At 44.4% G+C, this 19,714-nt stretch carries 21 protein-coding genes; 16 read left to right on the forward strand and 5 right to left on the reverse strand.

Annotated features, from left to right (window positions below; genetic code table 11):
- Positions 1-12: 12 nt before the first annotated feature.
- Positions 13-780 carry a TOBE domain-containing protein gene (locus B8880_RS01240; RefSeq protein WP_084255504.1) on the reverse strand — a complete coding sequence of 256 codons (768 nt, stop codon included), beginning with the start codon at positions 778-780 and terminating at the stop codon, positions 13-15.
- A gap of 142 nt (positions 781-922) precedes the next feature.
- On the opposite strand from B8880_RS01240, the gene modA reads away from it, so the two are divergent.
- From modA to B8880_RS01280, 8 genes are all read left to right on the forward strand, one after another.
- Positions 923-1,702, forward strand: coding sequence for a molybdate ABC transporter substrate-binding protein (modA, locus tag B8880_RS01245; protein WP_084255506.1), 780 nt, complete (start codon positions 923-925; stop codon positions 1,700-1,702).
- A gap of 254 nt (positions 1,703-1,956) precedes the next feature.
- A complete protein-coding gene (modB, locus tag B8880_RS01250; protein ID WP_084255508.1) occupies positions 1,957-2,679 on the forward strand; it encodes a molybdate ABC transporter permease subunit in 723 nt (240 codons plus the stop codon).
- Entirely contained in the window at positions 2,672-3,730 is a 1,059-nt protein-coding gene (modC, locus tag B8880_RS01255) for a molybdenum ABC transporter ATP-binding protein ModC (protein ID WP_084255510.1), read from the forward strand. Before modB ends, modC begins: the two co-directional genes overlap by 8 nt.
- A gap of 271 nt (positions 3,731-4,001) precedes the next feature.
- Positions 4,002-4,754: an SDR family NAD(P)-dependent oxidoreductase gene (locus B8880_RS01260; RefSeq protein ID WP_084255512.1), complete on the forward strand. Its 753-nt coding sequence runs from the start codon at positions 4,002-4,004 to the stop codon at positions 4,752-4,754.
- Between the two features lie 19 nt (positions 4,755-4,773).
- Positions 4,774-5,610, forward strand: a complete 837-nt coding sequence (locus B8880_RS01265) for a transketolase (RefSeq protein WP_084255514.1) — start codon at positions 4,774-4,776, stop codon at positions 5,608-5,610.
- Positions 5,611-5,622: 12 nt separating this feature from the next.
- On the forward strand, positions 5,623-6,612 hold the full coding sequence (locus tag B8880_RS01270; protein WP_084255516.1) for a transketolase family protein: 990 nt from the start codon (positions 5,623-5,625) through the stop codon (positions 6,610-6,612).
- 208 nt (positions 6,613-6,820) lie between these two features.
- Complete coding sequence (locus B8880_RS01275) at positions 6,821-8,128, forward strand: MFS transporter (RefSeq protein ID WP_084255518.1); 1,308 nt, start codon at positions 6,821-6,823, stop codon at positions 8,126-8,128.
- A 105-nt stretch (positions 8,129-8,233) separates the two neighbouring features.
- Entirely contained in the window at positions 8,234-9,127 is an 894-nt protein-coding gene (locus B8880_RS01280) for a LysR substrate-binding domain-containing protein (RefSeq protein WP_084255519.1), read from the forward strand.
- A 61-nt stretch (positions 9,128-9,188) separates the two neighbouring features.
- Here B8880_RS01280 and frdD read toward each other — a convergent pair whose 3' ends face one another.
- Genes frdD through frdA form a run of 4 tightly spaced genes read right to left on the reverse strand, consistent with a single transcriptional unit; the run spans position 9,189 to position 12,481 of the window.
- Positions 9,189-9,530, reverse strand: coding sequence for a fumarate reductase subunit FrdD (gene frdD, locus B8880_RS01285; protein WP_084255521.1), 342 nt, complete (start codon positions 9,528-9,530; stop codon positions 9,189-9,191).
- A 10-nt stretch (positions 9,531-9,540) separates the two neighbouring features.
- On the reverse strand, positions 9,541-9,939 hold the full coding sequence (gene frdC / locus B8880_RS01290) for a fumarate reductase subunit FrdC (RefSeq protein WP_084255522.1): 399 nt from the start codon (positions 9,937-9,939) through the stop codon (positions 9,541-9,543).
- Positions 9,940-9,949: 10 nt separating this feature from the next.
- Positions 9,950-10,690 (reverse strand): succinate dehydrogenase/fumarate reductase iron-sulfur subunit, encoded by a 741-nt coding sequence (locus B8880_RS01295; protein WP_084255524.1) that lies wholly within the window; start codon positions 10,688-10,690, stop codon positions 9,950-9,952.
- Between the two features lie 3 nt (positions 10,691-10,693).
- A complete protein-coding gene (frdA, locus tag B8880_RS01300) occupies positions 10,694-12,481 on the reverse strand; it encodes a fumarate reductase (quinol) flavoprotein subunit (protein ID WP_084255526.1) in 1,788 nt (595 codons plus the stop codon).
- Positions 12,482-12,981: 500 nt separating this feature from the next.
- On the opposite strand from frdA, the gene epmA reads away from it, so the two are divergent.
- The 8 genes from epmA to B8880_RS01340 all read left to right on the forward strand — a co-directional run bounded on the left by epmA (position 12,982) and on the right by B8880_RS01340 (position 19,710).
- A complete protein-coding gene (gene epmA / locus B8880_RS01305; protein WP_084255528.1) occupies positions 12,982-13,953 on the forward strand; it encodes an elongation factor P--(R)-beta-lysine ligase in 972 nt (323 codons plus the stop codon).
- 281 nt (positions 13,954-14,234) lie between these two features.
- Positions 14,235-15,038, forward strand: coding sequence for an undecaprenyl-diphosphate phosphatase (gene bacA, locus B8880_RS01310; RefSeq protein WP_084255530.1), 804 nt, complete (start codon positions 14,235-14,237; stop codon positions 15,036-15,038).
- 778 nt (positions 15,039-15,816) lie between these two features.
- Entirely contained in the window at positions 15,817-16,044 is a 228-nt protein-coding gene (locus B8880_RS01315; RefSeq protein ID WP_084255532.1) for a Flp family type IVb pilin, read from the forward strand.
- Between the two features lie 153 nt (positions 16,045-16,197).
- The gene (locus B8880_RS01320; RefSeq protein ID WP_084255534.1) at positions 16,198-16,422 is read left to right on the forward strand and encodes a Flp family type IVb pilin; all 225 of its coding nucleotides are present in this window, start codon (positions 16,198-16,200) and stop codon (positions 16,420-16,422) included.
- Between the two features lie 67 nt (positions 16,423-16,489).
- Positions 16,490-16,927, forward strand: a complete 438-nt coding sequence (locus tag B8880_RS01325) for an A24 family peptidase (RefSeq protein WP_084255536.1) — start codon at positions 16,490-16,492, stop codon at positions 16,925-16,927.
- A 28-nt stretch (positions 16,928-16,955) separates the two neighbouring features.
- Positions 16,956-17,762, forward strand: a complete 807-nt coding sequence (locus B8880_RS01330; RefSeq protein ID WP_084255538.1) for a CpaB family protein — start codon at positions 16,956-16,958, stop codon at positions 17,760-17,762.
- A 2-nt stretch (positions 17,763-17,764) separates the two neighbouring features.
- Positions 17,765-19,162 carry a type II and III secretion system protein family protein gene (locus B8880_RS01335; protein WP_084255540.1) on the forward strand — a complete coding sequence of 466 codons (1,398 nt, stop codon included), beginning with the start codon at positions 17,765-17,767 and terminating at the stop codon, positions 19,160-19,162.
- Positions 19,159-19,710 (forward strand): hypothetical protein, encoded by a 552-nt coding sequence (locus B8880_RS01340; protein WP_084255542.1) that lies wholly within the window; start codon positions 19,159-19,161, stop codon positions 19,708-19,710. The genes B8880_RS01335 and B8880_RS01340 overlap by 4 nt, the downstream gene beginning before the upstream one ends.
- Positions 19,711-19,714 lie beyond the last annotated feature (4 nt).

Consider the following 19,714-nt stretch of genomic DNA (forward strand, 5'->3'; position numbering starts at 1 on the left):
ATAGCTATGGTGTTATAGCGCCAATAAAATAATTTTTTCAGGGGCAATGCTGAGATAAATCTCTTCGCCGATTTGATATTGCTCGTTGTTGTGATAACTGGCGCAACATTCGATTTGCGGCGTGACCTGAATCACTGCTTCATGGTTGCCCTGCTGTTGCTGAAGTGCGCTGATTTTGCCTTTGAAGCTGTTGAGCCCCTGCGGTTGTTTGTGCAGCGTGACCCAAGGCGCTTTGAACATCAACAGCAGTTCTTGCTGCGCTTGCAGTTGCAAACGCACGGCGCTGGCTTGGGTGATCTCGGCGGTTAGCGGTTGCGGCAAGCCGTCGATATTGATCCGCACTTCACTGATCAAGCCTTGCGTGCGAACCGCCGCCACCGTGCCGATCAGCTGGTTTCTGGCGCTGCTTTGCAGGCTGAATTTTGCCGTGGCGGAAAGCAGACTGGTGAGCGGAATATTTTCGTCTTGCAAAATGGCAAACGCGCGCAGCTGGGTTTGTTCCAACAGTTCGTATAAGCGCAAAACCCGTTTGGCGTAAGCGGTCAGGGTAGTGCCGCCACCCTCTTTCCCGCCGCTGCTGCGCTGCAACAACGGTTTGGGGCTGAGCAGATCCATCGCATTCAGATTATCCCATGCGGTTTTGTAACTGATGCCGACCTGTTTGGCGGCTTGCGAGATCGAACCGCACTTTTCGATGGCACGCAGCAGGTGAATGCGGCGCGGATCAACGAACAGTTGCTGTTGCAGCTTAATACTCAGTTCAATATCAATCTCGCTCATAGTGATTCCTGTTGGATAGTCTTAACTCATTGTGATTGGTTTCTCATTTTAAAAGAAAAACATAAATCTTGATAGACATCTTTTTTTATCGTTATATAATTTGTTTTATAGCGTTTTTTTATGTTCATTCTTAGGAGACATTATGTTTAAGCAAATCGGTAAGTGGGGCAAAAGTGCGGTTTTGGCGGTGGCATTGGCGGCGGTCTCTTTTTCGGGCATGGCAAGTGAGAAACTGACGGTTTTTGCCGCCGCCTCGATGACCAATGTGTTGCAGGATTTGGCGAGCGAATTTAAGCAGGAGCAAAAAGCGGCGGAGATTGTGTTCTCGTTCGCTTCTTCTTCCGTGTTGGCGCGCCAAATTGACGAGGGCGCACCGGCGGATATTTTTGTTTCGGCAAATTTAAAATGGGCGGATTTCTTGCAGGAAAAGGGCAAAATCATTGCCGATTCGCGCAAAATCGTTGCCGGTAATAAATTGGTGATGATTGCGCCAAAAAGTGCCGGCGAGTTGAAATTTGATCTGAATAATGACGAGTGGCTGCAATATTTGGGCAAAAACTTTTTATCGGTCGGCGATCCGGAACACGTTCCGGCAGGCTTGTATGCTAAAGCGGCATTAACCAAATTAAATCAATGGGATAAAGTTGAAAGTCAATTAGCGCGCGCAGCAAACGTGCGTGCCGCGTTGACATTGGTGGAAAGAGCAGAAGCGCCGTTGGGGATTGTGTATGCCACTGATGCCGCCGCCAGTGATAAAGTGCAGATCGTCGGCGTGTTTCCGGACGGTAGCTATGAAGCGGTCGAGTATCCGGCAGCGATTATCACCGATCACGACAGCGCCGTTGCACGCGCGTTTATGGCGTTTTTAGGCTCGGACAGCGGTAAAGTGATTTTGCAGAAATACGGTTTCAGCGTAGAATAATTACCAACAAACCTATTTACGAGGGGCAAAGCCCCTCGAGGCCTATGTAACCGTGCACGGAAACGGCTATCAGCCTTGCACGGCAAGCCGTACAAGGTTATGCATAGGTCAGGCTGTAAAACTGAGCAATACATTATTAAGATTTAAAATTTTAAATTGTCTAGGGCGGATAGTTAATCCGCCCATACTTTTGCAATAAAAATCGAACGTTTTAACCGCACTTTTGTTTTAAACAATTTATAAAGGAATTCGCTTTGATTGATAGCATCATTCAAACCCTCAGCCTCAGTCCGGCGGAAATCAGCGCGATCAATCTCAGTCTTAAAGTTGCGCTGTTCGCGATGTTGATCAGCCTGCCGCCGGCGGTTTTTTTCGCATGGTTGCTGGCCCGTTATCACTTTTTCGGTAAAAATCTGCTCGACGGTATTATTCATTTACCGTTGGTGCTGCCACCGGTGGTGATCGGCTATTTATTGTTGGTCGGTTTCGGGCGCAACGGTTTTATCGGCAAATATCTCTATCAATGGTTTGATTTCAGCGTGGCGTTTAGTTGGCGCGGCGCAGTGGTAGCTTCGGCGGTGGTGGCGTTTCCGTTGGTGGTGCGAGCGATTCGTTTGGCGTTGGAAAATGTCGACCCCAAACTGGAACAAGCGGCTCGCACCCTTGGTGCGTCGGCGTGGAGGGTGTTTTTCACCATCACCTTGCCGCTCTCTTTTCCCGGTATTCTCGCCGGTATGGTGTTGGGATTTGCCCGTTCGCTGGGGGAATTCGGCGCAACGATCACTTTCGTTTCCAATATTATCGGACAGACCCAAACTATTCCGTTGGCGATGTATTCTTTTATCGAAACCCCGTCGGCAGAGGGCGCAGCGGCACGTTTGTGCGTGATTGCGATTGTGATTGCGCTGCTGTCTTTGGTGCTGTCGGAGTGGTTGGCACGACGGGCGAAATACAGATTGGGGCAGGGCGATGCTTGAATTGAATCTTAAAAAACAGCTTGGCAGTCTGGCGTTAAGTGCCAACTTGCAAATTCCGTCCAACGGTGTGACCGCACTTTTCGGTTTATCGGGTAGCGGTAAATCCTCATTGATTAATTTGGTGAGTGGTCTATCAACCCCCGATCAAGGTTATATTCAACTCAATAACCGCACGTTGGTCGATACTGCGCGCAAAATCAATCTGCCGCCGGAACAGCGCCATCTCGGTTATGTGTTCCAAGATGCGCGCCTGTTTCCGCATTACACCGTCAAAGGCAATCTGGCTTATGGCATGAAAAAAGTCAGCAAGGCGGTATATCAAGAAATTATTGAGCTGTTAGGCATCGAACATCTACTGAAACGTTATCCGCTCACGCTTTCAGGCGGCGAAAAACAACGGGTGGCGATCGGCAGAGCATTACTCACCGAGCCTGAGTTATTGCTAATGGACGAGCCGTTAGCCGCACTTGATCTGCCGCGTAAACAGGAGTTGTTGGCGTATCTGGATCGCTTGGCGAAAGAGATCAATATTCCGATTTTGTATGTCAGCCATAGTCTGGAAGAGCTGCTACGCTTGGCGCAACGGGTGATTTTGATGGAACAGGGCAAAGTGCTGGCGTTTGACGAGTTGGAAACTATTTGGCAAAGTCCGCATTTTCTGCCGTGGAAAGGGCTGCAACAGCAAAGTGCGGTTTTTAACCTGCCGATTGAGATGCAGCACCCGTTGTATCAAATGACCGCACTGGCATTTGGCGGACAGCACTTGTGGATTCAACAAGTTGAAAAAAGCGTGGGCGATTCGGTGCGGATTTGTATTTACAGTTCCGATGTCTCGATTATTTTACAACCGGCAAAGGGCAGCAGTATCCGCAATGTGCTGGCGTGCCAAATCACTGAAATTGAAACCCAAGCGCAGCAAGTGGAAGTGCGGTTAAATGCCGATGGCTTGCAGTTCGGTGCGTCGATTAGCCGTTGGGCACTGGCGGAATTAAAACTCTCGGTCGGCATGTGGGTGTATGCGCAGGTGAAAAGTGTGTCGGTGGTGGCGTAGCACGCACATAATAAATAATAACCTTATCTGATATGTAAAAGGTCAAACTTAATTTGGCAGTCCCCGATTTAAAATTGTGTGTCTGTCAGATTCGTTTGAACTAAAATCCCTCCCAACACAAATCGGTTTTCCATACGGGTATATCGATTATTTTTGTTACGTTTATCACGATTTCAATTTTTCTCAATCAAACGTGAGCATTTGTGCATTCCTACTCATCTCGCTTTCCGCTATGTTATTTTCCAACAAAAACACCATAGGAGAATACATTATGTTATTAAAAGACAAAGTAGCCATTGTTACCGGCGCAGCCTCTGCGCGTGGGTTAGGGCGTGCGACAGCGAAATTGTTTGCCGAACAGGGCGCTAAAGTCGTTATTGCCGATTTAGACGAGCAAGCCTCTATTGAAGCTGCCAATGCTTTGCCGGGAGAAGGGCATTTAGGCGTAGCAATCAATGTCGCCGATGAAGCACAAGTACAAGCGGCAAAAGAGAAAATTTTGGCCAAATATGGTCGTATCGATGTATTGGTCAACAATGCCGGCATTACTCAACCGTTAAAAGTGATGGATATTAAAGGCGGAAATTATGATGCGGTGCTTGATGTCAGTTTGCGCGGCACCTTGTTAATGTCTCAAGCGGTCATTCCAACCATGCGTGCGCAAAAGTCAGGTAGCATCGTTTGTATTTCTTCGGTATCGGCACAGCGTGGCGGCGGTATTTTTGGCGGTCCGCATTACAGTGCCGCAAAAGCAGGCGTGCTCGGTTTGGCTAAAGCGATGGCGCGCGAATTGGGGGTTGATGGTATCCGTGTGAACTGTATCACTCCGGGCTTGATTCAAACCGACATTACACAGGGCAAATTATCTGATGAGCAAAAAGCCAATATTATTGCCGGCATTCCATTAAGCCGTTTGGGTGATGCGGTTGATATTGCGCGTGCAGCATTATTCTTAGCCAGCGATTTAGCATCTTATTCAACCGGTATCACATTAGATGTGAACGGCGGAATGCATATTCATTAATTTAAGGGGAAATAAATCTATGGCAACTCAAGATTTAGCGACAAAACTGGCAAAGCATGCCTATAACATTAGACGTTATGCATTACGCATGGGAGAAGTGCAAGGGCAAGGTTATATTGGCCAAGCATTAGGTTATGCCGATGTGTTGGCAACGGCATATTGTCACGCATTAAATTTTAAACCGGCGGATCCGGAATGGGAAGATCGCGATTTCTTTTTACTTTCTCATGGCCACTATGCGATCGCATTTTATGCGGCATTAATAGAAGCTAACATTATTCCGGAAGAGGAACTGGAAACTTACGGCGGTGACGATAGCCGTTTACCTATGTCCGGCATGGCAACTTATACTCCGGGAATGGAAATGTCCGGAGGTTCATTAGGGCTGGGTTTATCTATTGCCGTGGGGATAGCGCTTGGTTTGCGTTATCAAAATAAAAAATCCTTTGTCTATAACTCCATGTCTGACGGGGAACTGGACGAAGGTTCCACTTGGGAGGCGGCAATGGCTGCCAGCCATCATAAATTAGGCAATTTAATTAATTTAATTGATGTCAATCAACAACAAGCAGACGGTAAATCAACCGATATTATGAGTTTTGAGCCACTGCTAGATAAATGGCAAGCGTTCGGTTGGTATGTTCAAAGAGTCGATGGCAATGATATTGCGGCGGTGCTCGCAGCATTTGATAATGCGCGCAATTATGAAGGTGATCAACCGCGTGTCATTATTTTCGATACGTTAATGGGGAAAGGCGTTCCATTCTTGGAAGCGCGTGAGAAAAATCATTTTATTCGAGTTGATGCTGACGAATGGCAAAAAGCGATTGCCGTATTAGATGAAAGCCAAAAATAGAGGAATTTTACGATGACTAAGAAAAAATTAACTACATCGGCAATGATCGCCTCTATTGCCGAAGAGGGACAAGAAACCATTGCAGCACCGTTCGGTTATGCATTGAGCAAATTGGCGGAAACCCGCCCTGAAATCGTTGGGGTCACTGCGGATTTGGCAAAATATACAGACTTACATATTTTTGCTCAAAACTATCCGGATAGATTTTTCCAAGTAGGAATTGCAGAACAATTGGCGATGGCAACCGCCGGTGGTTTAGCTAAAACCGGATTAATCCCTTTTGTTACGACTTATGCAGTATTTGCCACCCGTCGGGCTTATGAATTTATTCATCAAATTATCGCAGAAGAAAATCTGAATGTGAAAATCGCTGTGGCATTGCCGGGTTTAACCACCGGTTATGGCCCAAGCCATCAAGCTACGGAAGATATTGCGATGATGCGTGCAATTCCGAATATGACGGTAATTGATCCTTGTGATGCGACGGAACTTGAGCAAATTGTTCCGGCTATCGCTGATCACAACGGTCCGGTTTATCTGCGTTTATTACGCGGAAAAGTACCGAACGTGTTAAAAGATTATGACTATCAATTTGAAATCGGCAAAGCAAAATTACTGGAAGACGGTAATGATGTGTTAATGATTTCAACCGGTATTCTCACGATGCGAGCGATTGAAGCGGCGAAAAAATTAGCCTCCGAAGGTATTAGCGTAGCAATTTTACACTGCCCGACGATTAAACCATTAGATAATAAAACGATTTTGAAAGAAATAACTAAATCTAATCGTTTGGTTGTTACCGCAGAAAATCACAGTGAAATCGGTGGTCTTGGTGAAGCAGTATCGAGTTTATTAGTTGAACAAGGGATTTCCGCCAAAGTGAAACGTATTGCATTACCGGATAAATTTTTACTTGCCGGTGCATTACCGACTTTACACGATGAATATGGCATTTCTACTGCTGCAATTTGTAACAGCATCAAGAAATGGTTAGCGGAATAATACAATTTGAGGTGACTACAGGTGGGAGGATAAGTCCACCTGTAGTAAATCTCGAGGGGAGATTTTTTTATTCATAATATCAATAAATAGTATTTTCAAATTTTAGGTAAGGCACTAAAAATAGCGTGATGGTAAACCGCACTTTATGCTTTCTCCCTAATTTCCAAGCAAATAGTATTGCCCCTCATTCATAAAACGGAGAATTATTATGACAACCCGCAATATTTTACAAATAGAGCAAAGTGCCGTGCGTAAGGTAACTTGGCGTTTACTTCCATTCCTTTTCATTTGTTTTTTTATTTCTATCCTTGATCGTGTGAATATTAGTTTTGCAGCACTGCAAATGAATGCTGATTTAGGATTTTCTAATGCTGTGTTTGGTATTGGTGCAGGTATTTTCTTTTTTGGCTATTTTTTATTGGAAGTGCCGGGTAGTGCCATGATGGCAAAAGTTGGTGCGCGCAAGTGGATTTGTCGGATTATGGTGAGTTGGGGGATTCTCGCCATTTTAATGGCATTTATCGAAGCGCCTTGGCAATTTTATACGATTCGGTTTTTATTGGGGGTGGCCGAGGCGAGTTTTTATCCTTGTATGGTGCATTATTTAAGCGGTTTTTACCAAACTAAACATCATGCTCGAGCCATTGCCGCTTTCATGTTAGCGATTCCGGGCGCAAATGCGTTAGGCTCACCGTTATCCACATTCTTATTAACCATTGAAGGTTGGGGCTTAAACGGTTGGCAATGGATGTTTATTATTGAAGCCATTCCTGCCGTCATACTGGGGGTTATTTGTTATTTCTACCTAACGGATAGTATCGACAAGGCACACTGGTTGGAAAAAGAAGAAAAAGAATGGTTAATCGAAACGCTTGATATTGAACAAAAAATGAAGCAAGAAGTGAAACATTATACCTTTATGGAAGCCTTAAAAGATAAAACGGTTTTATGTCTATCAGCAGGCTATTTCTTTTGGATGATGGGTTACTATGGGATCAATATGTTTTTGCCGACCATCTCTAAAACCATCTCAGCTACTTCAGGTATTAGCTTGCAAAACTTAGGCTGGATTATTGGCGCACTCTATTTTGTGTCAATGATTGTGATGATGTTAGTCGGTAATCACTCTGACAAAACGCAAGAGCGTCCATGGCATGTCGCCGGGTGTTTGGCAGTGAGTGCGCTAGGTTTAATGCTGGCAACTTATGTGGCAGATATTAACGTATGGCTTGCCTTTGTTTTCCTTGCGGTTGCATTGTGTGGTGCATTCGGTGCATTTCCGCCATTTTGGGCTATTCCGCCTTCATTCATCACGGGAGCAGCGGCCGGCGGAGCGATTGCGTTAATTAATAGTATCGGTAACTTGGGGGGATTTTTTGGCCCGACGATTGTGGGATACTTAAAAGAATTAACTAACTCATTTAACACGGCGATTGCATTCTTAGGTGTTAGTATGTTCGTTAGTGCGGCAATAATTGTACTGAGTGCAAGGAAAAAACAAAAAGAGCTTGCATAATATCTGATTTTTACCCTTTATTTGAACACAATATTTTGCCGTATTGTGTTCTTTTTTTTATAACTTATAATAAGTTATAAATCAGTTTTATTACAAGGAAAAATTATGGCAAACATTATTCCTCCGTTAAAATCCCTACAAGTATTCGAACAAGCGGCCTATTTTGGTAATATAGTGAAAACAGCCGAAAGTTTAAATATCACACCGTCAGCAGTTAGCCATCAAATTGCCGGATTGGAAAGTTTATTAAATAAAAAATTATTTTATCGTACAGGAAGAGGGATAAAACTCACCGGAGCAGGGCAACAATATCTTGATGCTATTTCAGGTGCATTACATACCTTGGGCACAGCAACTAATGATATTATCGAACGTCAAGAACAAGAAACCTTACGCATTCATACGGCTCCAACTTTTGGATTACTTTATTTATTGCCGAGATTGGAAAAGTTTAAAAAGCAATATCCTGAATATCAAATCAATATTGATTGTTCCTATGAAAATATTCAGTTTAATCTATCTCAAACTGATGTGGATATTCGTTATGGTAGTTTTTCTTGGAAAGGATTAAACGCGATTCCTATTAAAAATGAATATGCAATTGTGTTAGCTCACCCTGATTTTCTTAAAAAGAATCAAATCAACCAGCCAATAGATTTATTAAAATGCGATTTAATCGCTTCTCAATGTATGTTAATGCAATGGAAACAATGGTTTGCGTATCATAATATACAGACGGAAAATTTATCCTATGCTTTTAGTTTTGATCGTTCATATATGAGTTTTGAAGCGGCCAAACAAAATCTTGGCGTTATTGTAGAAAGTAGTTTATTAGCACAACCTTTTATTAAGTCTGGTGAACTAATCCCTGTTTTTGGCAGTAATTATATGATTCCTATTGATGCACATTATATTGTTTTTCCGCATACTCATAAAAAATATGCCAAAGTACAACACTTTATCAATTGGTTGGAAGAAGAGTTACACAATAGTAGGTGAATACAGTATATAAAAAAACGCTCAAACAATTTGTCTGAGCGTTTCTATTTTTAAGAGCGGCTTAGATATTAATCACAGCGAAGAATACCAACACCGAATACAGTGCCGCCAAGCCGTAGAAAATGACACCGGCGGCGGGAACGTGCAGTTTGAAATCGTGCATGCCGTGGTGTAAGCGGTGCATGCCTGCCCACATCGGGAAGATTGCCACGGCGAGCAGGATCAGTTTGCCGATAATGCTTTGTGCAAATGCCACCATGTTGCCTGCGTCAACCAATCCTAACGGATAGAGGAACAACAGGATTAATGCCAGCACAGGGAAAACAATGGCACTGATGGTTCCGCCTGCGCCAAATAGCAACCATACCACCGGTTCATTGGAACGTTTTGGAGCTTGTTTCATCGTTTTCCTCCTAGATATACACAAGAATAAGGGTTAAGACCGAAACGGCGATCGTGATGACCCACATTAAATTTTTGATCACCGCTTGCGGCAAGCGCTCGTTTTTGTAGATCAAATTTAAGGCTTTCGGGGTCAAGCCGTACCATGTGATGGTATTAAACACCACGCCTGCCATTGTGATCACATTCAGGATAATGACCAACGGATTTTTCAAAAAAGCAACAAAACTGGTTTCAAAGGTTCCGTTGCCTAAGCACAAGAAACCGTAAAGCAGGACGATACAGAACCAAATGGTCGGAAGTGCGGTAGATTCGCGCAAAATATACATTTTGTAGAAATCTATTTTTTGCCACCAGTTCGGTTTGATTTCGCGTACGTATTTATTACGTTTGCTGGTTGTGGTTGTCATTCTTTCCTCCTTACTTTTGCGGTTTCAGCATGGCGATAACGTAGTCTTTGGCAGACTCGACTTTGCCTTGGTTCACACCGGCCGCCGGATCAACGTGTTTCGGACAAACTTCCGAGCAGTAGCCGACGAAGGTACAAGTCCACACGCCGTTTTTACCGTTCATGATTTTTAAACGCTCGGCTTTGCCGTTGTCACGGTTATCCAAATTATAACGGTGTCCAAGGGTTAACACTGCCGGTCCGACAAATTCAGGGTTCAAGCCGAATTGCGGACATGCCGCATAACACAGGCCGCAGTTGATGCACATAGAGAAAGTGCGGTATTTTTCCAGCTGCGCCGGTGTTTGTTTGGTACGCTCGCCCGGAGGCGCTTTGTTACCGATAATATACGGTTTGATCGATTCCAGACTTTCGATAAAGTGGCTGAGATCCACCACTAAGTCACGTTCAATCGGGAAGTTGGCCAGCGCCTCAACCCGCATAAAACCGCTGTAATCGCGCAAGAACGTTTTACACGCCAAGCTCGGTTTGTTGTTGACCATCATGCCGCAAGATCCGCAGATTGCCATGCGGCAAGACCAGCGGTAGGACAGTTCCGGTTCCAGCTCGTCTTTGATGTAGCCCAAGGCGTCCAATAATGAGGTTTGATCATCATAAGGTACTTGATAAGCCTTCAAGTATGGCTCTTTGTCGACTTCGGGATTATAACGAAGCACTTCGATAGTCATTGTTTTGTTAGCTAGATTACCCATTGCTTACTCCTTGTTTGCCTTTGCTGCTTCTGCGGCGTCTGCTTCCGCACCATATACACGTTTGGCAGGTTGCGATTTGGTAATCTTCACATCACTGTACTCAATTCGTGGTGCGCCGTCTGCATTGTAATATGCGAGAGTATGTTTCAAGTAGTTGGTATCGTCGCGTTCAACGTAGTCCAAACGTTGGTGCGCGCCGCGTGATTCTTTCCGTGCAACCGCAGAAGAAGAGATCGATTGTGCCACATCGAGAATCGTACCTAATTCAATGGTGTAGAGAATATCGGTATTGAACACGCTGGAACGGTCGGAAACCCGCACTTTTTTGAAGCGTTCTTTCAATTCGGCAATTTTATCCACGGTTTTTTGCATGGATTCTTCGGTACGGTAGATACCGCAGCCTTCTTCCATCGAATCGCCCATCTCATCACGGATTTTCGACCAGCTTTCATTGCCGTCTTGATCCAACAGGGCGTGCAGGCGACCGACTACATCTTTGGCTTGCGCATCGACAGCCGCAGTGTTGACGTTTTGGCTTTCGACCGCTCTTTGTGCGGCGTATTCACCGGCGACTTTACCGATAACGACTAATTCCGCCAAGGAGTTCGAACCTAAACGGTTCGCACCGTGCAAGCCGGAGGAGGCGCATTCACCCACAGCAAATAAACCTTTGATACGGGTTTCCGCTTGTTGGTTTACTTCGATACCGCCCATGGTGTAGTGCACCACCGGACGCACCGGAATCGGGGCTTTCGCCGGATCAACGCCTTCGTAGGCTTTCGCCAGTTCGCAGATAAACGGCAGACGTTCATGCAGGTATTTTTCGCCCAAATGACGCAGATCCAAATGCACCACATCCACGCCTTTGGCGGTTTTCAAGGTGCGCCCTAAACGCCACTCTTGCCAGAACGCTTGCGACACTTTGTCACGCGGGCCCAATTCCATATATTTGTTTTCCGGTTTGCCGATTGGCGTTTCCGGTCCCAGACCGTAATCTTGCAGGTAGCGATAGCCGTCTTTATTGACCAAGATACCGCCTTCACCACGACAGCCTTCGGTCATCAAAATACCGGTGTTCGGTAAGCCGGTCGGGTGATACTGCACGAATTCCATATCGCGCAACGGCACGCCGTGACGATAAGCCATGGATAAACCGTCACCGGTCACGATACCGCCGTTGGTGTTGAAGCGGAATGCACGGCAGCCGCCGCCGGTGGCGATAACAACCGCGTTGGCATTGATTTGCACCAGTGTGCCTTCCATCATATTCATCGCGACTACACCGCGCGCATGCCCGTCGTCAGTCAGGATATCCAACACGAAGTGTTCGTCGTAACGGATAATTTGCGGGAATTGGATCGAGGTTTGGAAGAGCGTGTGCAACAGGTGGAAACCGGTTTTGTCCGCGGCAAACCAAGTCCGCTCGATTTTCATACCGCCGAAACGGCGCACGTTGACTTCACCGTCGTCACGACGGCTCCACGGGCAGCCCCAGCGTTCCAATTGGGTCATTTCAATCGGCGAATGTTCGACGAAATGTTCCACCACATCTTGTTCGCACAGCCAGTCACCACCGGCAACCGTATCGTGGAAATGCTTGTCATAACTATCTTCGGATTTGATGACCGCCGCAGCTCCGCCCTCGGCAGCTACGGTATGACTACGCATCGGATACACTTTTGATATTAACGCAATCTTCAGATTGGGATTTGCTTCCGCGGCTGCAATTGCAGCACGCAAACCGCCACCGCCGGCGCCTACGATTGCAATATCGACATTGATAGTTTGCACGATATTCCTCCAGTATAGATGTAAGTAAAAAGTAATGATTTAGAGTCAAAAAGTAATATGAACATAGAGTTTGGTTTTTTGATCAAGGTCATTCTGCCACTTTTTGTTTTACAATTTAATTGTTTTTTGTGAAATGCTCCAAAAAAGGGGACGTTTCGTGATCTACCTCAAAAAAGTTAGTAGATTGAATAGCTTACTTTTATAGTCAAGTATTCCGTTTTCCTTTCTGTAAGATTCGATTGTGACTTGACGGGATAACCGATAAAATGCCAGCTTAATATTTATTGGCAGGCAGATTATCGGCAGCGGTGGTTGATAAAGCAAGGTAGGGGCGGATTGTATATGCGCCCGAACCGCACTTTGCATTTTTCTAGTATCGATTAAATGCTTATACCGCACTTCGCAAACGGACGGATAGTTAATCCGTGCCTACTTCTGTAATCTAAACCGTGCGTTTAACGCTTTGCCGATGCCTTGATTTATTTTTAGGATCATAAGCAATGATTTTACAACAACAGTGGCAACCGAGTGCGGCGATAAAAAATATTATCGCTCGTGCCAAGATCGTTGCCGAATTGCGCAGTTTTTTTATTGATCGCGGCTTGCTCGAAGTCGAAACCCCGATTTTAAGTGAATACGGCGTGACCGATGTGCATTTATCGGTGTTTGAAACGCAGTTTAACGCGCCTTTTCAATCGCAAGCCAAACCGCTCTTTTTAGCCACCAGCCCCGAATATCACATGAAGCGCCTGCTGGCGGCGGGCAGCGGACCGATTTTTCAGATTTGCAAAGTGTTCCGCAACGAAGAGGCGGGGCGCAAGCATAACCCTGAATTTACCATGTTGGAATGGTACCGACCGCACTTTGATATGTATCGCCTGATTAACGAAGTGGACGATCTGTTGCAACAAATTTTGGATTGCGAAGCGGCGGAGTCGTTCAGCTATCAGTTTATTTTTCAGGAATACGTCGGTTTGGATCCGCTGTCGGCGGAAAAAGCCGAATTGGCGAAAAAAGCCAAAGAACAGGGATTGATGGAGGCGGAGCAACAAAGCCGCGACACCTTGCTGCAATATCTGTTCAGCCAAGTGGTCGAACCGAAAATCGGGCAGGAACGTCCGGCGGCGGTCTATTATTTCCCGACCTCGCAGGCGGCGTTGGCGCAAATCAGTTCGGAAGATCATCGGGTTGCGGAACGTTTTGAGTTTTATTACAAAGGCTTGGAGTTGGCGAACGGCTTTAATGAACTGACCGATGCCAACGAACAGCTGCACCGCTTTGAACGTGACAACAAGCAGCGTGCGGCGATGGGCTTGCCACAGCGGCAAATCGACCAGCGTTTTATTTCCGCTTTGCAGCAAGGTATGCCGCAATGTGCTGGTGTGGCGCTGGGGGTCGATCGCTTGCTGATGATTGCCTTGGGGCAGCAAAATATTGCCGATGTAATCAGTTTCGGCATTGAGAATGCGTAATCTGTGCCGATAAACGGACATGGTTTAAATATGAGTGAGGGGCTTTGCCCCTCGTAAAAAGAGATTCGATAAGGCAAAGTAGGGCGGATTCGCTATCCGTCCACATACAAAGTGCGGTGTAACCCTTTAATCCACAGGGAAAAATGTAAAGTGCGGTTCGGGCGGATAGTGACTCCGCCTCTACTTTTACAACCTAAACCGAGCGTTGTAACGTTTGCCAAATAAAATTGAAATATTGACTTACAGACGTTAATTCAAAAAAGAAACAAAAAGGAAACAATATGTCAGATATTTTTATTGCAGTGATAATGGGAATTGTCGAAGGTTTAACCGAGTTTTTACCGGTTTCTTCTACCGGTCATTTGATTATTGCCGGTGAGTTTTTGGGCTTCACCGGCGAAAAAGCCGCCACCTTTGAGGTGATGATTCAGCTCGGTTCGATTTTAGCCGTGGTGGTGGTGTTTTGGCGCAAAATGTTCAGCCTGATTGGCATTCATTTCGGTGCAAAACCGGATCATAGCCAACCGCACCTGACTTTGTTGCATATCATTTTAGGCATGATTCCGGCGGTAGTGATCGGCTTACTGTTCCACAGCACGATTAAATCGTGGTTCAGTATCGAAAATGTGATCTATGCGTTGATTGTCGGTGGTGTTTTGCTGTTAGTGGCGGAAAAATTCCGTCCGCAAGTCACCGCCCACACCCTCGATCAAATTAGCTACAAACAGGCGTTTGCCATCGGTTTGTTTCAGTGTCTGGCGCTATCGCCGGGCTTTTCCCGTTCCGGCGCCACCATTTCCGGCGGTTTATTAATGGGGGTCGGCCGCCATGCCGCCGCAGAATATTCCTTTATTTTGGCTGCGCCGATGATGATGGGGGCTACTGCGTTGGATCTGTATAAAAGCTGGAATTTCCTCTCCGCCTCTGATTTACCGATGTTTGCCGTCGGCTTTGTTACCGCCTTTGTAGTGGCAATGTTGGCGATTAAATTGCTGTTGAATTTGATTCAACGCATTTCGTTCGTACCGTTTGCCATTTACCGCTTTGTGGTAGCGATTGCGCTGTATTTTGTGTTTTTGTATTGATTTGACGCTTTAATTCGATTCATCAGCACTATTCAAGCATTAACAAGCATTAAAGTGCGGTTTGTCTAGGAAACAGGCAAACTGCTTTTTTTATATCATTCTTCCTTAAAACATGATTTATTGTAAGGTTTTTACGCATTATTGTAATTCGTTGTGTGTTCGAATTTGGTTTGAAAATCAACAGGATAATTTGGTTTAATCACTCCATTTTCTGCCTGCGCATACCGCACTTTCTATAGATAATACGAACTTTAATCATTTTTCCTACGCTCCAATAGAAAAAATCGGCTTTGTTGGCATACCTAGAAAAAGGTATGGTAGGTAATTTCGCGTAAATAAAATTTGTGATTTTGTTTTTTTTTTGATCATTTGTCAGCTTGAAACAATGTTTAATTAAGTAAAATTTTATATTAGGCTGTTTGCTTGATAAATGATGTTGCTGAAATACAAAAAAAATCACTCCGCAAATATTAATTTGATTAAATGGTTATTAATTTTGTTTGATTTAAATACACGTTGAGTTTTTTCTGACAATGGCATGCTATTATTCTGCCAACCTAAATTTGTCTGTAGTTAGTAACGCTAAGTAACAATAAGTTCCAGTGTTGTGAGTAATATTGTGAATTACGTCAACGGAACTTATATCGATCGAGTATTTTCTTTATTTATTAAAATAAATTTTGACTTATGGTCAAAGTGCGGTTTTTTATTGCCAAAATAGAGTGATTTGCATATTTGATTAAAAATTAAACGTTACAGGTAAAAGGAATTGTAAGCAGTGAAAAGTGATTTTTCAAATCTGTTTTCGGCAGTAAAAAACAGGTGTTACCAATTCAGGAAAAACCAGAATGGCGTGACGGCAATTGAATATAGCCTGATTGCGGTAGCGGTCACAACTTTGGTTGTTCTTGTGCTTTTTTATAATGAAGGCTCAGTAATTAAAGCCTACGCCGAAAAATTTGCACAATTGACAAAAATTATTCAAGCGGCATTGAGTGATGTCTGACCGCACTTGACGGAATATCAATAGTTAACCGGTGATTTGTCGGTTAGGTATTGTATATAGCGCGGTCTATTTTCATTTTTTAGAAAATGAAAATAGATTATTTACACTCCCGATATATTAGGGAATTATATTTTTAATTTAAGGAAAAACATAATGTTAACAAAAGCATATATTCATGTAACTGAAGCTTTGCGCCGTTTTAAACAAAATCAGCGTGGTGTAACTGCGATTGAGTATGGTTTGATTGCAGTGGCTGTGGCGGTATTGATTGTTGCTGTTTTTTATAATGACAGTGGTTTTATCGGTCAATTAAAAGAAAAATTTAAAGGGCTGGCTGGTACAGTTACAGGTGCGAAGACTGATGTTACCTCTGGTTAATTTTTAAAATAAGGGCTAAATTTTTTAGCCCTTTATGGTGACCACTATTCTTAATCTATAAAATATTATGGGATTTTTTTTATATAGCAAAAGTATCTTGTTAATATTGATAGTGATATTGCTAATAATTTTAAGTTGGAGTGATATTAACCAACGGATTATTAGCAATTCAACGGTACTAACATTGCTGATTTTTATTGTACCATTTAGTTTTTTATTTCACGGTGACGTGTTTATCAGCAACGCACTGATCAGTTTGGTGATTGGTTTTATGATTTTTTATTTCGGGGTGATCGGTGGCGGCGATATTAAACTGATTTCCGTGTTAATGCTGGCAACACCGACAAACCATATTGTACCGTTTTTATTTTTAACCTCCATTGTCGGCTTGCTGTTGATTATTGTCGGGTGGATTTTTTTCCGTCATTCAATTAAAGAAAATGGTTTACCTTATGGGGTGGCGATTTCTGCCGGATTTTTATTGACCCTCTGGGGAGTGCATTAGTTTTTCAAAACAGATTAGGATTAGCGGAATGAATTATCGCATATTATTTGTTATTTCCTTGATTATTATTGCTGTCGGTTTTGGCGGATTGTTTTTCATCGGTGATCAGCAGGCGGCAGCCGTGCCGCAAAACGGCGAAAGTGCGGTGCAGACAGATAGTGAACAGCCTAAAGAAGAAAAAACCATTATGGTTGCGGTAGCGAGCAAAGCATTGACCGCAGGGCAGATTTTAACCAAAGGCGACTACTATTTAACTGAAATGAAAGTCGATGTGGCGGATTCGGATAGGTTGCTCACCCTGAAAAGTGATCTGTTGTCATTGCTGGAAAATCAAAGCACCTTGTCTTTAGAAGGGTTTCTGTTAACGCAGAACGTGGTGGCGGAGCAGCGTTTGAATAGCGATATGCTGATTGCTCCGCAGGACAGTCGTTTTTTACTTGAAAGTCTGGAACAGGGGCAGTTGGCTTATCGGATTTATATCCGCTTGGAGCACCAATTTTTGCTGGATTCACTGTCGGCAGGAGAAAGCGTGTCGCTGTATGCCCGTCATAAAAATTATCAGTTATCGCGTGAAAATAAAGATAACTTGCGTATGGACGAAGTGTTAACCAATTTGGAAGTGCTGAAAATCGAACGCTTTACCGATGATAATCAAGCCGGTAACAGTGCCTTTCAGAAAGATTACGCCGGTTATATCAGTGTGAAAATCAGTACCGAACAATTGGTTCCGTTGCAGCGTCTGCCGTCGGAAAAAGTGTTGTTTCCGTTACCGAAAGCCAAATCAGAAACGCGACTGAACAGCCGTGGCGCAGCGATTAGAGCATTACGAGGTTAATCATGGGGTTTAAGAAATATAACAAAAAGGCAGCAAAACCGTTTTTCCTTTTCAGTTTGTTGATGTCGGTCGGCTTTTCCGCATTGGCGGCGCAATTCACTTTGGAAGCAGGGCAGACCAAAACGATTAAGTCGGCAGTGAAAATTGATACGATTTTCGGTTCGAATCCTGAAATTGCCGATTATGAAATTTTGGACGATTACAGCTATATCATTTATGCCAAAAGCGAGGGCAAGGCGGAAGTCGGGGCGTATAACGAAGCCGGTGAGGTGATCAATAAAGATACGATTACCGTCAATGCCTTGTTAACTTCAATTAATGAGTTAAACGATACCAATGCACAAATCCGTGCCCGTTTTCCCAAAAGTAAATTGTCGGTGCAACAAGTGGGCAAAGCCTATTTGATTGAGGGCGACGCCGATTCGGAAGTGGAACGCGAGGAGATCAATCGGGTGGTCGGCGAAGCATTGGGAGCAGATAAAACAGTGCGCAAGGTGGAAATCAAGTATAACGGCGAGAAAGAAGAAGTGCCGTTTTTGGACAAAGTGGAATATGCCGGAGTGGTTGATCATTCACAATTTTCGGAGACCACTCAAATCAATGTCAAATTATCGGTGGTGGAAGTGAATAAAGATTTTTCCGAAAGCATCGGCATCAACTGGAGCAATTTAAGCGGCTCGGTGATCGGCGGTTTTACCGGTTTGACGACGAATGCTAATACCGCCAGAGGCGGTTACTACGGCAAAATTAATGCTAACAGTTTTAATGCCTTTATCAATGCGCTGAATAATCAATCGAACGCACGGATTTTGGCGGAACCGAATGTGTCGATGATTTCCGGTGAAACCGCCAGTTTATTGGTCGGCGGACAGATTCCGTTTGCGAGTAAAGATAAAGACGGTACGACGATTACTTATAAGGATTTTGGGGTGCAGTTGGCGGTCGGTGCCAAGATCCAGAAAAATAACCGTATCCGTATGATTTTAGGGCAGGAAGTCAGTACTATTGCCGGTTCTTATAACTATGAGGTCGGTAATGTGCCGTATTTTAATACCCGCCGTTCGAAATCGACGATTGAACTGGCGGACGGGGAAAGTTTTATTTTAGGCGGATTGCTCAGCTCGGAAGATATCGAGGGGATTAACAAGTTGCCGGTGTTGGGAGATATTCCGATTTTAGGTGCATTTTTCCGTAATGCGACAACGGAAAGACGGAATAAAGAGTTGGTGATTATCGCCACGGTCAATACGGTGCGTCCGGTCAGTCGTGACCAGATTGAATATCCGACCTTCGAACGTACCGGCACGTTGGAGCGCTTTTTTAATGTTACACCGATGAAAGAGACATTTCAGAAAACGTTAGCAACCAACTTTTTAGAAAGAGGCGGATTTATTCAATGAACATGGATATCACCAAAACCAACCGTTTAATGCGGTTGTCGGCAGTTGCCTTTATCTTTGCACTGTTCATCTTCTGGAGTTTGCCGGCAAGTGCGGTTTCAGGCGCGTTTGCCAAAAACAGCGCCGTCGAACCGACCCGCAGTGATCTGTATGCCGGCGAACGTTTGCGCATTCAGCACTATGTTCCGATCAATAACAGCGACGCGGAATTGCGCAATGTCGTCAATCGGGTGGTGCGCGATCTGGGCAGTCGTAGTGATAAGCAGGTATATATTGTGTGGACCGACGCAAAAAGCCGGAAGCTGGCGAATATCTTAAAGAAAGCCTTTGTCAAAAAGCACGTTGCCGATAAACAGGTCATTGTGGCGAAAAGCCAGTATCGACGTGATATTTATCCGTTGTATGTTGAAATTCACGGTTTTGATGCGGCAAAGCACACTTGTCGGCTTCGTTCCGCGGAACGGCATTTTTATTCCGAACCGCATGAATTTTGTGCTGAAAACAATAATTACAGGGTGCAACTGAACAATCCGACGGCGTATCGCTGATAAA

Origin of the sequence: Pasteurella testudinis DSM 23072, assembly GCF_900176075.1 — a bacterium.
GTDB classification, from domain to species: domain Bacteria; phylum Pseudomonadota; class Gammaproteobacteria; order Enterobacterales; family Pasteurellaceae; genus Chelonobacter; species Chelonobacter testudinis.

Bases quoted from the DNA above. Each gene is read 5' to 3' on its own strand.
- B8880_RS01275 (WP_084255518.1), top strand. From the start codon at position 6,821: ATGACAACCCGCAATATTTTACAAATAGAGCAAAGTGCCGTGCGTAAG.
- B8880_RS01280 (WP_084255519.1), top strand. From the start codon at position 8,234: ATGGCAAACATTATTCCTCCGTTAAAATCCCTACAAGTATTCGAACAA.
- B8880_RS01260 (WP_084255512.1), top strand. From the start codon at position 4,002: ATGTTATTAAAAGACAAAGTAGCCATTGTTACCGGCGCAGCCTCTGCG.
- B8880_RS01270 (WP_084255516.1), top strand. From the start codon at position 5,623: ATGACTAAGAAAAAATTAACTACATCGGCAATGATCGCCTCTATTGCC.
- B8880_RS01320 (WP_084255534.1), top strand. From the start codon at position 16,198: ATGTTAACAAAAGCATATATTCATGTAACTGAAGCTTTGCGCCGTTTT.
- B8880_RS01325 (WP_084255536.1), top strand. From the start codon at position 16,490: ATGGGATTTTTTTTATATAGCAAAAGTATCTTGTTAATATTGATAGTG.
- B8880_RS01265 (WP_084255514.1), top strand. From the start codon at position 4,774: ATGGCAACTCAAGATTTAGCGACAAAACTGGCAAAGCATGCCTATAAC.
- B8880_RS01335 (WP_084255540.1), top strand. From the start codon at position 17,765: ATGGGGTTTAAGAAATATAACAAAAAGGCAGCAAAACCGTTTTTCCTT.
- B8880_RS01340 (WP_084255542.1), top strand. From the start codon at position 19,159: ATGAACATGGATATCACCAAAACCAACCGTTTAATGCGGTTGTCGGCA.
- modA (WP_084255506.1), top strand. From the start codon at position 923: ATGTTTAAGCAAATCGGTAAGTGGGGCAAAAGTGCGGTTTTGGCGGTG.
- epmA (WP_084255528.1), top strand. From the start codon at position 12,982: ATGATTTTACAACAACAGTGGCAACCGAGTGCGGCGATAAAAAATATT.
- B8880_RS01240 (WP_084255504.1), bottom strand. From the start codon at position 780: ATGAGCGAGATTGATATTGAACTGAGTATTAAGCTGCAACAGCAACTG.
- B8880_RS01295 (WP_084255524.1), bottom strand. From the start codon at position 10,690: ATGGGTAATCTAGCTAACAAAACAATGACTATCGAAGTGCTTCGTTAT.
- B8880_RS01330 (WP_084255538.1), top strand. From the start codon at position 16,956: ATGAATTATCGCATATTATTTGTTATTTCCTTGATTATTATTGCTGTC.
- frdD (WP_084255521.1), bottom strand. From the start codon at position 9,530: ATGAAACAAGCTCCAAAACGTTCCAATGAACCGGTGGTATGGTTGCTA.
- modC (WP_084255510.1), top strand. From the start codon at position 2,672: ATGCTTGAATTGAATCTTAAAAAACAGCTTGGCAGTCTGGCGTTAAGT.
- bacA (WP_084255530.1), top strand. From the start codon at position 14,235: ATGTCAGATATTTTTATTGCAGTGATAATGGGAATTGTCGAAGGTTTA.
- frdC (WP_084255522.1), bottom strand. From the start codon at position 9,939: ATGACAACCACAACCAGCAAACGTAATAAATACGTACGCGAAATCAAA.